This is a genomic window from Pseudomonas sp. CFBP13528 (assembly GCF_005233615.1).
Lineage (GTDB): Bacteria > Pseudomonadota > Gammaproteobacteria > Pseudomonadales > Pseudomonadaceae > Aquipseudomonas > Aquipseudomonas fluorescens_AM.
In genome coordinates this window covers 311,514-324,899 of record NZ_QGAJ01000005.1, presented here as the reverse complement: position 1 = coordinate 324,899, position 13,386 = coordinate 311,514, and the positions used below count along the sequence as shown (strand labels likewise).

The 13,386-nt window shown below is 61.4% G+C and carries 9 protein-coding genes; 3 read left to right on the top strand and 6 right to left on the bottom strand.

What is annotated here, in order from left to right; genetic code table 11:
* Window positions 1-43: 43 nt before the first annotated feature.
* Complete coding sequence (locus tag PspCFBP13528_RS13325) at window positions 44-2,437, top strand: GGDEF domain-containing protein (RefSeq protein ID WP_137200374.1); 2,394 nt, start codon at window positions 44-46, stop codon at window positions 2,435-2,437.
* On the opposite strand, the gene dacB is transcribed toward PspCFBP13528_RS13325, so the two are convergent.
* Entirely contained in the window at window positions 2,434-3,894 is a 1,461-nt protein-coding gene (dacB, locus tag PspCFBP13528_RS13320) for a D-alanyl-D-alanine carboxypeptidase/D-alanyl-D-alanine-endopeptidase (protein WP_137200373.1), read from the bottom strand. The two genes, PspCFBP13528_RS13325 and dacB, sit on opposite strands and share 4 nt — an antisense overlap.
* 237 nt (window positions 3,895-4,131) lie before the next feature.
* Here dacB and PspCFBP13528_RS13315 point away from each other — a divergent pair, with 237 nt between their 5' ends.
* Window positions 4,132-4,476: a YggL family protein gene (locus PspCFBP13528_RS13315; protein WP_101220711.1), complete on the top strand. Its 345-nt coding sequence runs from the start codon at window positions 4,132-4,134 to the stop codon at window positions 4,474-4,476.
* Window positions 4,477-4,585: 109 nt separating this feature from the next.
* On the opposite strand, the gene PspCFBP13528_RS13310 is transcribed toward PspCFBP13528_RS13315, so the two are convergent.
* Complete coding sequence (locus tag PspCFBP13528_RS13310) at window positions 4,586-5,776, bottom strand: benzoate/H(+) symporter BenE family transporter (RefSeq protein WP_065949808.1); 1,191 nt, start codon at window positions 5,774-5,776, stop codon at window positions 4,586-4,588.
* A 362-nt stretch (window positions 5,777-6,138) separates the two neighbouring features.
* Between PspCFBP13528_RS13310 and PspCFBP13528_RS13305 the strand changes: the two genes are divergently transcribed.
* The gene (locus PspCFBP13528_RS13305; protein ID WP_065887865.1) at window positions 6,139-6,903 is read left to right on the top strand and encodes a GntR family transcriptional regulator; all 765 of its coding nucleotides are present in this window, start codon (window positions 6,139-6,141) and stop codon (window positions 6,901-6,903) included.
* Between the two features lie 139 nt (window positions 6,904-7,042).
* Here PspCFBP13528_RS13305 and guaD read toward each other — a convergent pair whose 3' ends face one another.
* The 4 genes from guaD to xdhA all read right to left on the bottom strand — a co-directional run bounded on the left by guaD (window position 7,043) and on the right by xdhA (window position 13,148).
* A complete protein-coding gene (gene guaD / locus PspCFBP13528_RS13300; RefSeq protein ID WP_101220713.1) occupies window positions 7,043-8,347 on the bottom strand; it encodes a guanine deaminase in 1,305 nt (434 codons plus the stop codon).
* Window positions 8,348-8,354: 7 nt separating this feature from the next.
* On the bottom strand, window positions 8,355-9,197 hold the full coding sequence (gene xdhC / locus PspCFBP13528_RS13295) for a xanthine dehydrogenase accessory protein XdhC (RefSeq protein ID WP_065949806.1): 843 nt from the start codon (window positions 9,195-9,197) through the stop codon (window positions 8,355-8,357).
* Between the two features lie 110 nt (window positions 9,198-9,307).
* Complete coding sequence (xdhB, locus tag PspCFBP13528_RS13290) at window positions 9,308-11,707, bottom strand: xanthine dehydrogenase molybdopterin binding subunit (RefSeq protein WP_137200372.1); 2,400 nt, start codon at window positions 11,705-11,707, stop codon at window positions 9,308-9,310.
* Window positions 11,700-13,148 carry a xanthine dehydrogenase small subunit gene (gene xdhA / locus PspCFBP13528_RS13285; RefSeq protein WP_137200371.1) on the bottom strand — a complete coding sequence of 483 codons (1,449 nt, stop codon included), beginning with the start codon at window positions 13,146-13,148 and terminating at the stop codon, window positions 11,700-11,702. The genes xdhB and xdhA overlap by 8 nt, the downstream gene beginning before the upstream one ends.
* Between the last annotated feature and the right edge of the window lie 238 nt (window positions 13,149-13,386).

Below are 13,386 nucleotides of genomic sequence, written 5' to 3'. Positions count from 1 at the left end.
AGCCAAAGTGTCAACCCGCACGCTGGCGCTGTGAGTGTTGCCTATGCCGATGCAAGCCGTACGCCCGAAAATCCTTGGTTTTATCAGTGAGCAGGCATCGGCTTGGCTGGTGGCATTGGTGGTCGTGGCAACCGGTAGCGCACTGACCCTGGTCATCGCGTGGGCCGCTTCCGACCTTTATCAGCAACAGGTGCGACAGCGCTTCCAGTTGCTGGTCAACGAGCGCTACAGCCGGATTCAGGAACGCTTCGAAGACCAGGAGCTGCGCCTGGATAGCCTGCGCCGTTTTTTCGTCAATTCCGACGAGGTGTCGCGCGCCGAATTTGACGGCTTCGCCCAGCCGCTGTTGTTGCATGCGCGTGCCTATGCCTGGGCGCCGCGGGTGTCCGGGGATCAGCGCAGCGAGTTCGAACAGGCCATCTCGCGCCAGCGTGGCGCACCTTTCACCATCCGCGAACTGAATTCGGCAGGTGAGCTGGCGCCGGCTTCCGAGCGCGATGAATACGTGCCGGTCTTATATAGCCAGACCCAGAGTCTGTTGGGCTCCCCATTGGGTTTTGATCTGCTGGCCCAACCCCTGCGGCGCGCTGTCGTCGAGCGCGCACAAGCCAGCGGCCAGGCGGCGGTGTCCCAGCCCATGCAACTGGTGGGCGTGGAGCCGGCGTATGCCGCCGGGGTGCTGCTGGTGGCGCCGGTGCGCAAAGCGGTCGATCCCCAGCCTTACGGTTATGTAATGGCGGTGATCAGCATGCGCCAGTTGGTGGCCGAGGGTTTGCCCAAGTCCAGCCGGGACAACCTGGTGATGCAGATCGTCGACACCTCCGACACGGAGCAGCGCGTGCTGTATGCGTCCAGCAATGTGCCGGGCGACAGCGATCTTGTCGCTGTCCGACGTCTTACCCTCGGTGACCATGTCTACGCGCTGAGCCTGCGAGCCAGTGAGGCATTCGACAAGGCGAACCATTCTTCGACCCACACCATATTCGCCATGGGCGTGCTGCTGAGTGGGCTGCTCGCGGCCTTGCTCTATGTGCTGGTCAGCCAACGCCAGCGGGCGCTGGCACTGGTGGAACAACGTACCGCGCAGTTGCGCCTGCGTGAACAGGAACTGCGCGGCGCACACGGCCAATTGCGCAGTGTGCTGGACGCGGCAACGCACGTCGCAATCATTGCCACTGACTTGCGCGGTGTCATCAACATGTTCAATGCCGGCGCCGAACGGATGCTGGGATTCAAGAGCGACCACGTGGTGGGCCACCTGACGCTGGAAAGCCTGCACCTGGCCTCGGAGCTTGAGGCCCGCGCCACGCGTTTGAGCGCGGCGCTGGGCAAGCGTGTTACGCCGAGCCAGGCGATGCTGGTGGAAAGCCCGGACAGACAGCACGACGCCCGCGAATGGACGCTGGTGCGTGAAGATGGCAGCCCCTTGACCGTGAACATGCTGGCCACTGTGTTGCTGGATGACCATGGCCTGTGGGTCGGGCACCTGGCCATTTACCTGGATGTCACTGAGCAGAAGCGCGCCTACGAGGCCTTGGCTGTGCGGGACCGCTTGTTGAAAAAGCTCAGTGCCCATGTACCTGGCGGTATCTTCCAGTTCACGCTGGAGCCCCATGATCATTGGCGCTTCATTTACGCCAGCGAAGGCATGCGCGATATTTATGAAATCGAGCTTGGCGTGTTGCAGCAGGATGCGGGCAAAGTCCTGGAACGCATTCATCCACAGGACCTTGAGCGGGTACGCGCATCGATACGCTTGTCGGCGCTGCAATTGAGCCATTGGCGCGAAGAGTATCGCGTGCAGTTGCCCGAGCGAGGCCTGCGCTGGATTCGTGGCGAAGCGACCCCGGAAGAATTACCCGGCGGCGGTACGTTGTGGCACGGCTATGTATCGGATATTTCCGATCTCAAGCGTGTGGAAGACGAGTTGCGCACGCTGTCCATCACCGACTCCCTGACGGGCATCCACAATCGCCGCTATTTCCAGGACCGTATGAAAGTCGAACTGCTGCGCCTCAACCGCACCTCGGGAGCGCTGTCGGTGATCATGCTGGATATCGACCACTTCAAGCGGATCAACGACCAGCACGGGCATGGTGTGGGGGACGGGGTATTGCGCGAGTTGTGCAGGCGAATCAGCCAGCGCTTGCGCCGCACCGACGTGTTCTGCCGGCTGGGTGGAGAAGAATTCGTGGTGCTCTGCCCGCATACCGATGGCGCCCAGGCCTACCGCCTGGCGATGGAGTTATGGCAGTCGTTGCGCAGCGTGCCGATGGCGCCGGTGGGCGTCGTCACCGCCAGCTTTGGGGTCGCCAGCTGGCGGATCGATGAAGGCATCGATGGGTTGCTGCTGCGCGCGGACTCGGCTGTCTATGTCGCCAAACAGGCGGGCAGGGACCGGGTGGAGCCCGCCCCACAGGCTGATCCGCTGTTCTAGAGCACCGGTGCGGCCGCGACCGCCTTCGGCTGGCGATACAGGTCGAGCAGCACCTGGTCCAGCACCGACGACGCGCCCCACGGTTTGGAATCGTTGAGAATCGCCACCACCGCCCAGGTGTTGCCATTGTTGTCACGGCTGAACCCGGCAATGGCGCGCACGGTGTTCAAGGTGCCGGTCTTCACATGGGCTTCGCCGCGCATGGCGGTGGTCTTCAGGCGTTTACGCATGGTGCCGTCGGTGCCGGCGATCGGCAGCGAGCTGATGTATTCGGCGGCGTAGGGGCTTTTCCAGGCTGCTTGCAGCATGGCCGCCATCTCACGGGCGCTGACCCGTTCGGCGCGGGACAGGCCGGAACCATTCTCCATCACCAGGTGTGGTGCGGTAATGCCTTTTTTCGCCAGCCACTGACGCACCACGCGTTGCGCGGCCTTGGCATCGTCGCCATCGGCATCGTTGCGAAACTGCGCACCCAGGCTCAGGAACAGCTGTTGGGCCATGGTGTTGTTACTGTATTTGTTGATGTCGCGGATGATTTCCGCCAGGTCCGGCGAGAACGCACGGGCCAACACTTTGGCATCCTTGGGCACCGGCGCCTGGATATCGCGGCCCTGGATGGTGCCGCCCAACTCCTTCCAGATCGCACGCACGGCGCCGGCGGTGTAGGTGGCATGGTCGAGCAGCGACAGGTAGGTCTGCGAACTGCAACCGTCCGCCAACTGGCCACTGACGGTCACGGTCACACTGCCATCGGCCGCGGTCACCGGGCTGTAGCGCACATCGCCGGTGCACTGTTTGGCGTTGGACACTTTCACCTGGTTGTCGATGCGAATGCTCGCAATCGGCGGCTCGACCGACACGATCACCCGCCCGGCATCATTGCGTGTCACAAAGCGCAGGGCCTTGAGGTTGACCAGCAGGGCATCGGGCTTGACCAGGAACGGCTTGTTCTCGTCGTTGCCGTCGTCATTGAACTCCGGCAGCTGTGGTTGCTGGAAGAAGTTGCGATCCAGTACCAGGTCGCCGGTGACCTGTTGTACGCCGTTGGCGCGCAGGTCGCGCATCAACAGCCAGAGTTTTTCCATGTTCAGCTTGGGATCGCCGCCGCCCTTGAGATACAGGTTGCCGCGCAACACGCCGCCACTGAGTACGCCGTCGGTGTAGAACTCGGTTTTCCACTGATGGTTGGGGCCGAGCATTTCCAGGGCCGCGTAGGTCGTCACCAGTTTCATGGTGGAGGCCGGGTTCACCGAAACGTCGGCATTGAACACGGTCGGCGTGCCGGGGCCGTTCAAGGGCAACATCACCAGGGACAAGGCGGTATTTTGCAGTTTGGCCTTCTGAAGGGCCTGGGCAACGCTGGGGGGCAAGGTGTTATTGATGGGAGCGGCGGTGGCATGCAGGGCCAATGGCAGAAGGACACCGGCGAGGAAAACAGAACGCAACGATTTGATCATAAAAAATAAGACCCTACTGCTGAGAAGGGTGAAAAAGGCGAGGGGTATATAAGAAAAATCCCTCATTGGTCATGAAAGTGTCGGCATTATGCCCCAAGCCGAGCCCACTTGTAGCTGAACGATAGCGGGTAATCCGGGTTTTTTTATCGGCAAAGCGCCGCCCGTCCCAGAGAGTCGGGCAATTGCCGCCTTAAACTGCTAAAGTGCCGGCCGTTATTACTTAAGAGGATTGTTCCAATGGCGACTAACCGTTCCCAGCGTCTGCGCAAAAAACTGTGCGTTGATGAATTTCAAGAGCTGGGTTTCGAACTGAACCTGGACTTCAAAGAAGGCCTGAGTGAAGAAGCTATCGACGCTTTCCTCGAAGCATTCATCAAAGAAGCCATGGAAGCCAACGGTCTGGGTTATGTCGGCGGCGATGACTACGGTCTGGTTTGCCTGCAGAAGCGTGGCTCGGTCAACGAAGAGCAGCGTGCTGCCGTTGAAGCCTGGCTGAAAACCCGTTCCGAGCTGACCAAGGCTGAAGTCAGCCCGTTGCTGGACGTGTGGTATCCGGAAAAGCCGATCAATTCCAAGAATTGAAGCGGTAAGTGACAAGCTTCAAGCCGCAAGCTCATGCAGCTTGAAGCTTGAAGCTTGAAGCTTGAAGCTTGAAGCTTGAAGCTTGAAGCTTGAAGCTTGAAGCCTAAAGCTAGACCCTCCTCCCATTCAAAATCAGCAGCGTCAACACCCCCGCCACAATCCCCCAGAACGCCGAACCAATGGAAAACAACGTCAGGCCTGACGCAGTGACCATGAAGGTGATCAACGCCGCTTCCCGTTCCTTGGGCTCATTCATGGCGATGCTCAGGCCATTGATGATCGAGCCGAACAGCGCCAACGCCGCTATCGACAGCACCAGTTCCTTGGGCAACGCTGCGAAAAGCGCCGCCAACGTGGCGCCAAACACCCCGGCAATCCCGTAGAACACCCCGCACCAGACGGCTGCGGTGTAGCGCTTGTTGCGGTCTTCGTGAGCGTGCGGCCCGGTGCAGATCGCCGCGCTGATGGCTGCCAGGTTGATGCCGTGGGAGCCAAAGGGCGCCAGCACCAGGGAGGCGAGGCCGGTGGTGGTGATCAGTGGCGAGGCCGGCACGGTGTAGCCGTCGGCGCGCAGCACGGCGACCCCCGGCATGTTCTGCGAGGTCATCGCCACCACGAACAGCGGGATACCGATGCTGATGGTCGCCGCCAGCGAGAAGTGCGGCGTGGTCCATACCGGCGTCGCGACTTCCAGATGAAAGCCGCTGAAATCCAGCAGCCCCATGAAGCCCGACAGCAGGGTGCCGCTCACCAGCGCGGCCAGCACCGCATAACGCGGCGACAGGCGCTTGATGATCAGGTAAGTGAAAAACATCCCCAGCACCAGGCCGGTGCGATGCTGTGCGGCGACGAAGATTTCACTGCCGATCTTGAACAGAATCCCCGCCAGCAACGCCGCCGCCAGTGATGCGGGGATGCGCTTGACGAGTTTTTCAAAGCTGCCGGTCAGCCCGCAGAGGGTCACCAGCGCCGCGCAGGTGATGTAGGCACCGATGGCCTCGCCATAACTGACGCCGCCCAGGCTTGTGATCAACAGCGCCGCGCCGGGTGTCGACCAGGCGATGGTGATCGGCGTGCGATAGCGCAGGGACAGGCCGATGCTGCACACCGCCATGCCGATGGAAATCGCCCAGATCCACGAGGAAATCTGCGCCGTGGTCAAACCGGCGGCCTGGCCGGCCTGGAACATCAGCACCAGCGAGCTGGTGTAGCCGGTCATCATGGCGATGAAACCGGCGACGATGGCCGAAGGTGAAGTGTCGGCCAGCGGGCGCAACGGCGCTTGGGTGGCGTCGGTCATGAAAGGGTGTTCCTTTTTACCTGACTCCGCACGCTGTAGGAGCGAGCTTGTTCGCGAAAATCGCCAACGATAACGCGGGCAATCAGATCAAACGCGGCGCCCTTGGGGTCTTCGCGAGCAAGCTCGCTCCTACAGTGGGATGTCGTACATGGGAAATCGTGGAATCAAGCCTAAACTCAAACGTAACGACCCATTGCAATACAGCCGGCGCCGCAAACAGCCGTACAGTGTGTTGGCGCATTGGGTTGTGTACAATGTGCCCTGTTTTCAGGCGATACTTGCCAGCGACTGCCTGTTGCCGTATTACCTTAAAGTTGTCGTATCACCGTTAATTCGCCGCCGTTCTCCCTACCCGAGTGCCCATGAACGAACAGTTGCAACCTCTCAAGAAACAACCGCGAGCCGGCAAGACCGGTCGCAGCGGAACCCAGGACGATATCGTCTACGCGCATATCTTCGAGGCGATCCTCGAACAACGCCTGGCACCTGGCACCAAATTGAGTGAAGAGGCACTGGGCGAAATCTTCGGCGTGAGCCGCACCATCATTCGCCGCGCCTTGTCGCGTCTGGCCCATGAAGGCGTGGTGTTGCTGCGGCCCAACCGTGGCGCGGTCGTCGCCAGCCCGAGCGTCGACGAGGCCCGCCAGGTGTTCATGGCGCGACGTCTGGTGGAGCGGGCGATCACCGAGTTGGCGGTGCAGCACGCCACCGCCGAGCAACTGGCCGAGTTGCGCCAGATGGTCAACGACGAACGCGACAGTTTCTCCCGTGGTGACCGTGGTGCCGGCATTCGCCTCTCCGGCGAATTTCACCTGAAGCTGGCCGAAGCGGCGAAGAACGCGCCGCTGATCAGCTTCCAGCGCAGCCTGGTGTCCCAGACCTCATTGATCATCGCCCAGTACGAAAGCGGCAACCGCTCGCACTGTTCCTACGATGAACACACCCAGCTGATCGACGCGATCGAAGCCCGGGATGCGGTACTGGCAGTGGATTTGATGATGCATCACATGGATCACATTGACAGCAAGCTCAACCTCGATGAGGAAAGTGCGTCGGATGATTTGCATGCGGTGTTCTCGCATCTGTTGCAGACCAAGAAGGCGGGGCGCTCGTCTGTAAAGTTGTAATTTCCCCGACACACCGGGAATAAAAATGTGGGAGGGGGCTTGCCCCCGATAGCAGTGTGTCAGTCAATGCATAAGCTGGCTGATCCACCGCAATCGGGGGCAAGCCCCCTCCCACATTGGTTTTTTGGTGTCTTTGAAATCAGCGTTGGTGCACCAGATTGCCGGCCGCGTAGGTCTGCAATACCGCCCGATCATCCCCCAATGTCATCAGTACAAACAACGTCTCGGCAATATCCTTGGCCTGCTTCAAGCGATAGCTGAGCAGCGGCGTGGCGTTGTAGTCCAGCACCAAAAAGTCCGCATCCGTGCCCGGCTGCAAGGTGCCGATCTTGTCTTCCAGACGCAATGCCCGCGCGCCACCCAGGGTGGCCAGGTACAGCGACTTGAACGGGCTCAACCGCGCGCCCTGCAATTGCATGACCTTGTAGGCTTCATTCAGCGTCTGCAGCAGCGAGAAGCTGGTGCCGCCGCCCACGTCGGTGCCCAGGCCGACATTCAATTTGTGCTTCTCGGCCATCGGCAGGTTGAACAGGCCGCTGCCGAGGAACAGGTTCGACGTCGGGCAGAACGCCACGGCCGAGCCGGTCTGCGCCAACCGTGCGCATTCGTCGTCACACAGATGCACGCCATGGGCGAACACCGAGCGCTCGCCGAGCAGTTTGTAATGGTCGTACACGTCCAGATAGCCGCTGCGCTCGGGGAACAGTTCCTTCACCCATTGGACTTCCTGCTTGTTCTCACTGATGTGCGTCTGCATGTACAGGTCCGGGTACTCGCCCAGCAGTTGCCCGGCCAGTGCCAGTTGCTCCGGCGTGCTGGTCGGCGCAAAGCGCGGTGTGACGGCGTAGTGCAGACGGCCCTTGCCGTGCCAGCGCTCGATCAGCGCCTTGCTTTGCTGGTAGCCTGATTCGGGCGTGTCGGTCAGGTAGTCCGGCGCGTTGCGGTCCATCATCACCTTGCCGGCGATCATGCGCAGGTCGAGTTTTTCGGCGGCTTCGAAGAACGCGTTCACCGATTGCGGGTGCACGCTACCGAATACCAGCGCGGTGGTGGTGCCGTTGCGCAGCAGCTCCTTGATGAAAATGTCGGCGACTTCCTCGGCGTGGGCCTTGTCGGCGAACTGGCTTTCGCAGGGGAAGGTGTAAGTGTTGAGCCAGTCCAGCAACTGCTCGCCATAGGCGCCGACCATGCCGGTCTGCGGCAGGTGGATGTGGGTGTCGATCAGGCCGGGGGTGATCAATGCATCCTGGTAGTGCGTGATATCGATGTCAGCGGGCAACGTCGGCAGCAGGTCGCTGGCATGGCCAAGCGCACTGATCTGGCCGTTATCGATCACCAGCAGGCCGTCTTCGAAATACTCGTAGGACGCTTCAATGCCCACGATGGCAGGGTCGTCGATGCTGTGCAGGATGGCGGCGCGGTAGGCTTTGCGGGTCAAAGGCATGGTTATCTCAATTGATAGCTTGGCTGCGGCGTGACACCGGCAGCAATTTGGCAATGGGTTCGGCGCTGGCGGTGTGCTGGCCGAAATGGGCGTTATAGGTGGCGATGATTTCGCCGGCGATGGAGATGGCAATCTCCACCGGCAATTTGCCCTTCACCTCGGTGAGGCCCATGGGGCAGCGCATGCGTTGCAGTTGCGCGGTATCGAAGCCGCGATCGCGCAGGCGGTGTTCGAATTTCACGCGCTTGGTGTTCGAGCCGATCAGGCCGAAGTAGGCAAAGTCATTGCGCTTGAGCAGGGCGGCGGTCAGTTCCAGGTCCAGTGCATGGTTGTGGGTCATGACGATGCAGTAACTGCCCGCCGGCAAGTCGGCGATTTCGTCGACGGGCTCTTCGCTGACGATTTTACGCACGCCTTGCGGGATGTTCTGCGGGAATTCCTGCTCACGGGAATCGATCCAGCGCACCCGGCACGGCAGGCTCGCCAGCAGCGGCACCAGCGCACGCCCCACGTGGCCGGCGCCGAATACTGCGATGTGCGCCTGCACCTGGCCCATCGGTTCGAACAGCAGCACAGTGACGCCACCGCAGCACTGGCCCAGGCTCGCGCCGAGGCTGAAGCGCTCCAGGTGGGTGTTCTGTTGGCCACGGGCAAGCATCTCGCGGGCGATGTGCATCGCCTTGTATTCCAGGTGCCCGCCGCCGATGGTGTCGAAGGTCTGCGCGGCACTGATCACCATCTTGGAACCGGCGTTGCGCGGCGTGGAGCCGAGCTCTTCGATGATGGTCACCAGTACGCAGGGCTCGCCCTGGTTCTGCAGGTCGGCGAGGGCGCTGATCCAGTTGTTCATAGTCACCTCTTGTGGTGTCTGTCAGGCCGTCATCGGGGGCAAGCCCCCTCCCACATTTGAAATGCATTCCAAGGTGGGAGGGGGCTTGCCCCCGATGGCAGCGCCTCGATCTAAAGCGAAGCCAACTCGGTTTCGGTATCCGCCGCCACCGCGGCGGTCAACTTGCGCATCTGCTCACACCCCCACAACACCCGCTCGGGCGTGGCCGGCGCGTCGATTTTCGGCTGCTGGCGATAGTCACCCAGACTCGCCACCGCATCCTTGATCGCACACCACGAGGCGATTCCGAGCATGAACGGCGGCTCGCCCACGGCCTTGGAATGGAACACCGTGTCTTCCGGGTTCTTGCGGTTTTCCACCAGTTTCACCCGCAGGTCCAGCGGCATGTCGGCGACCGCCGGGATCTTGTAGCTGGCCGGGCCGTTCGTCATGAGCTTGCCCTTGTTGTTCCACACCAGCTCTTCCATGGTCAGCCAGCCCATGCCCTGGATAAACCCGCCTTCCACCTGGCCGATGTCGATGGCCGGGTTCAGCGAGGCGCCCACGTCATGAAGGATGTCGGTGCGCAGCATCTTGTATTCACCGGTCAGGGTGTCGACGATCACTTCGCAGCAGGCCGCGCCGAACGCGAAGTAGTAGAACGGCCGTCCGCGCGACTGGCTGCGGTCGTAGAAGATTTTCGGGGTCTTGTAGAAACCGGTGCTCGACAGCGAGACCTGGGCGAAATACGCCTGCTGAATCAGCGCCTCGAAGCTCAGGATCTGCTCACGCACGCGCACATGGCCGTTGCGAAATTCCACATCCGCTTCGCTGACGTCGTACTTGCGCGCGGCAAATTCCACCAGGCGCTGCTTGATGGTTTCGGCGGCGTTCTGCGCGGCCTTGCCGTTCAGGTCGGCACCGCTGGACGCCGCTGTTGGCGAGGTGTTCGGCACTTTGTCGGTGTTGGTCGCGGTGATCTGCACGCGGTCGATGTCGACCTGGAACACTTCGGCCACCACCTGGGCGACCTTGGTGTTCAGGCCCTGGCCCATCTCGGTGCCGCCGTGGTTCAGGTGAATGCTGCCGTCGGTGTAGATATGGATGAGCGCGCCGGCCTGGTTGAGAAAGCTCGCGGTAAACGAAATACCGAATTTGACCGGGGTCAGCGCCAGGCCCTTTTTCAGGATCGGGCTGTGGGCGTTGTACAGGCGAATCGCTTCGCGGCGCTCGGCGTATTGGCTGCTCGCCTCCAGCTCGGCGGTCATCTCTTCGAGCATGTTGTGCTCGACGGTCTGGTAGTAATGAGTGACGTTGCGCTCGGTCTTGCCGTAGTAGTTGGCCTTGCGCACGGCCAGCGGATCCAGCGCCAGATGGCGGGCGATGGCGTCCATTACTTCCTCGATGGCGACCATGCCCTGGGGGCCGCCGAAGCCACGGTACGCCGTGTTGGAGGCGGTGTTGGTCTTGCAGCGATGGCCGTTGACCGTGGCATCGCCCAGGTAATACGCGTTATCGGCGTGGAACATCGCGCGGTCGACAATCGAGTTGGACAGGTCCGGCGAACAGCCGCAGTTGCCGGCCAGCTCCAGGTTGATGCCGTGCAAACGGCCGTTGTCGTCAAAGCCCACGTCATATTCGATATAGAAAGGGTGGCGCTTGCCGGTCATCAGCATGTCTTCGACCCGCGGCAGGCGCATCTTGGTCGGTTGCCCGGTGAGGCGCGCCACCACCGCGCACAGGCAGGCGGGGCTGGCAGCCTGGGTTTCCTTGCCGCCGAACCCGCCGCCCATGCGGCGCATATCGACGACGATCTTGTTCATCGATACATCGAGTACTTCGGCCACCAGTTTCTGCACTTCGGTGGGGTTTTGCGTGGAGCAGTAGACGATCATGCCGCCGTCTTCGGTGGGCATTACCGAGGAAATCTGCGTCTCCAGGTAGAAATGTTCCTGGCCGCCGATATGCAGTGTGCCCTGGATACGGTTTTTTGCCGTCGCCAGCGCGCCGGCCGCATCACCGCGTTGATGGGTGTGGCTGTCGAGCACGAAGTGTTGGTTGCGAAACGCCTCGACCACATCCAGTACCGGCTCCAGGTCTTCGTATTCGATCACCGCCGCCATCGCGGCTTTGCGCGCGGTCTCAAGATCGCGGGCGGCCACGGCCAGCACCACCTGGCCCACGAACTGCACGGTGTCGATGGCCAGCAGCGGATCGCCGGGCATCAACGGGCCGATGTCCTTGAGGCCCGGTACGTCTTCGTGGGTAATCACGATGCGCACGCCGTCAAAGGCATAGCAGGGTGCGGTGTCGATGCTGAGGATTTTCGCGTGGGCGCGGTCGGACAGGCGCGCATACAGGTGCAACTGGTTGGGAAATTCGAGGCGGTCGTCGATGTACTGCGCCTCGCCGCTGACGTGCTTGGCGGCGCTGTCATGCCTGACGCTGCGGCCGACCCCGCAGGTCAGGTCCTGGGCAAACAGCTCGGCCAGTTCGGCCTGGGTTTTTACCACGGCGTGATGGTTAGACATAAGCGGTCACCCGAGTCTCGATGTGCGGCGTTTGCAGTTCGATGAAATATTTGCGCAGCAGGTTCTGTGCGCTGAGCAGGCGGTATTCCTTGCTGGCGCGGAAGTCCGACAGCGGGGTGAAATCCTCGGCCAGGGCGGCACAGGCTTTCTCCACAGTGGCGGCGTTCCAGGTGGCGCCGATCAGTAGCGTTTCGCAGTGCCTGGCGCGCTTGGGGGTGGCGGCCATGCCGCCGAAGGCGACGCGGGCGTCGCTGATCACACCGTTGTCGAGCTTGAGGTTGAAGGCGGCGCAGACGGCGGAAATATCGTCGTCCAGGCGCTTGGACACCTTGTACGCGCGAAACAGTGAATGGCCCTTGGGCACGATGATCTTCTCGATGAATTCGCTGTCCTGGCGGGCGGTGACGCGGTAGTCGATAAAGTAGTCTTCCAGCGCCAGGGTGCGACGGGTCTGGCCCTTGCACAGCATAATCTGCGCACCGAGGGCGATCAGCAGCGGCGGCGAATCGCCAATGGGCGAGGCGTTACCGATATTGCCGCCCAGGGTGCCCTGGTTGCGGATCTGCAAGGAGGCGAAGCGGTGCAGCAAGTCGCCGAAGTCGGGGTATTCGTGGTGCAGCGCGGTGTAGCAGTCGGAGAGGGCGGTGGCGGCGCCGATTTCCAGGCGGTCGTCGAAGGATTCGATGCGCTTCATCTCTTCGATATTGCCGACGTAGATCATCACCGGCAGGGTGCGATGGAACTGCGTGACTTCCAGCGCCAGGTCGGTGCCGCCGGCCAGCAGGCGGGCTTGCGGATAAGCGTCGTAGAGATCGGCCAGGTCGGCGACCGTCAACGGCACCAGGCAGCGTTTGTCGCCGCTGTTGAGTTCGCCGGTTTGGGTTGGCGCAATGGCCTTGAGCTGCGCGATGGTGCGAGCCTCACGGCTGTCGAACTGGTCCCGGGGCTTGTTGCAACAGGCCTGTTCGGCCGCCGCCAGAATCGGGCGGTAACCGGTGCAGCGGCACAGGTTGCCGGCCAGGGCTTCGTGGGCTTTCTGGCTGTCGGGCGCGTCGCTGTTTTTTTGCAGGGCAAACAACGACATCACGAAGCCCGGGGTGCAGAAGCCGCACTGTGAACCGTGGCACTCGACCATCGCCTGCTGCACGCTGTGCAGTTGGCTCTGGTGCTTGAGGTCTTCGACACTGATCAGTTGCTTGCCGTGCAGCGAGGAGACAAAGGTCAGGCACGAATTGAGGCTGCGATAACGGATCTGCTCGACGCCTTGATCGTTGCGATGCAACTCGCCGACCACCACGGTGCACGCACCGCAGTCGCCGCTGGCGCAGCCTTCCTTGGTACCGGATTTGCCCACATGCTCACGCAAATAGTTGAGCACGGTCAGGTTGGGGTCCAGGGCGTGCTCGCTACGGAGTTCCTGGTTAAGTAAAAACTGGATCACGGAAGGCCTCGCAGACTCATTATTGTTGTTAACCGCTTTGCGCCGAATCTAGTCATGTCTGACTTTTCGGTCAATGGTTTTCTGACTTAAGGGTCAAGAAAATCCGGTCACAACACATTCAATTATGGTCCAGTCTTCTGGAACCGGTGTTTTCAGGGGCTTATGGCTGTTCAGGCTTGCGTGTTTCATGCCAAATTCGCCACCGTGGGCGTAGCGCCATCAGCGGGCCAATGCGCTA

Coding starts and splice junctions, on each gene's coding strand:
- xdhC (WP_065949806.1), bottom strand. CDS start 9,197: ATGAACAACTGGATCAGCGCCCTCGCCGACCTGCAGAACCAGGGCGAG.
- xdhB (WP_137200372.1), bottom strand. CDS start 11,707: ATGTCTAACCATCACGCCGTGGTAAAAACCCAGGCCGAACTGGCCGAG.
- PspCFBP13528_RS13310 (WP_065949808.1), bottom strand. CDS start 5,776: ATGACCGACGCCACCCAAGCGCCGTTGCGCCCGCTGGCCGACACTTCA.
- dacB (WP_137200373.1), bottom strand. CDS start 3,894: ATGATCAAATCGTTGCGTTCTGTTTTCCTCGCCGGTGTCCTTCTGCCA.
- guaD (WP_101220713.1), bottom strand. CDS start 8,347: ATGCCTTTGACCCGCAAAGCCTACCGCGCCGCCATCCTGCACAGCATC.
- PspCFBP13528_RS13305 (WP_065887865.1), top strand. CDS start 6,139: ATGAACGAACAGTTGCAACCTCTCAAGAAACAACCGCGAGCCGGCAAG.
- PspCFBP13528_RS13325 (WP_137200374.1), top strand. CDS start 44: ATGCCGATGCAAGCCGTACGCCCGAAAATCCTTGGTTTTATCAGTGAG.
- PspCFBP13528_RS13315 (WP_101220711.1), top strand. CDS start 4,132: ATGGCGACTAACCGTTCCCAGCGTCTGCGCAAAAAACTGTGCGTTGAT.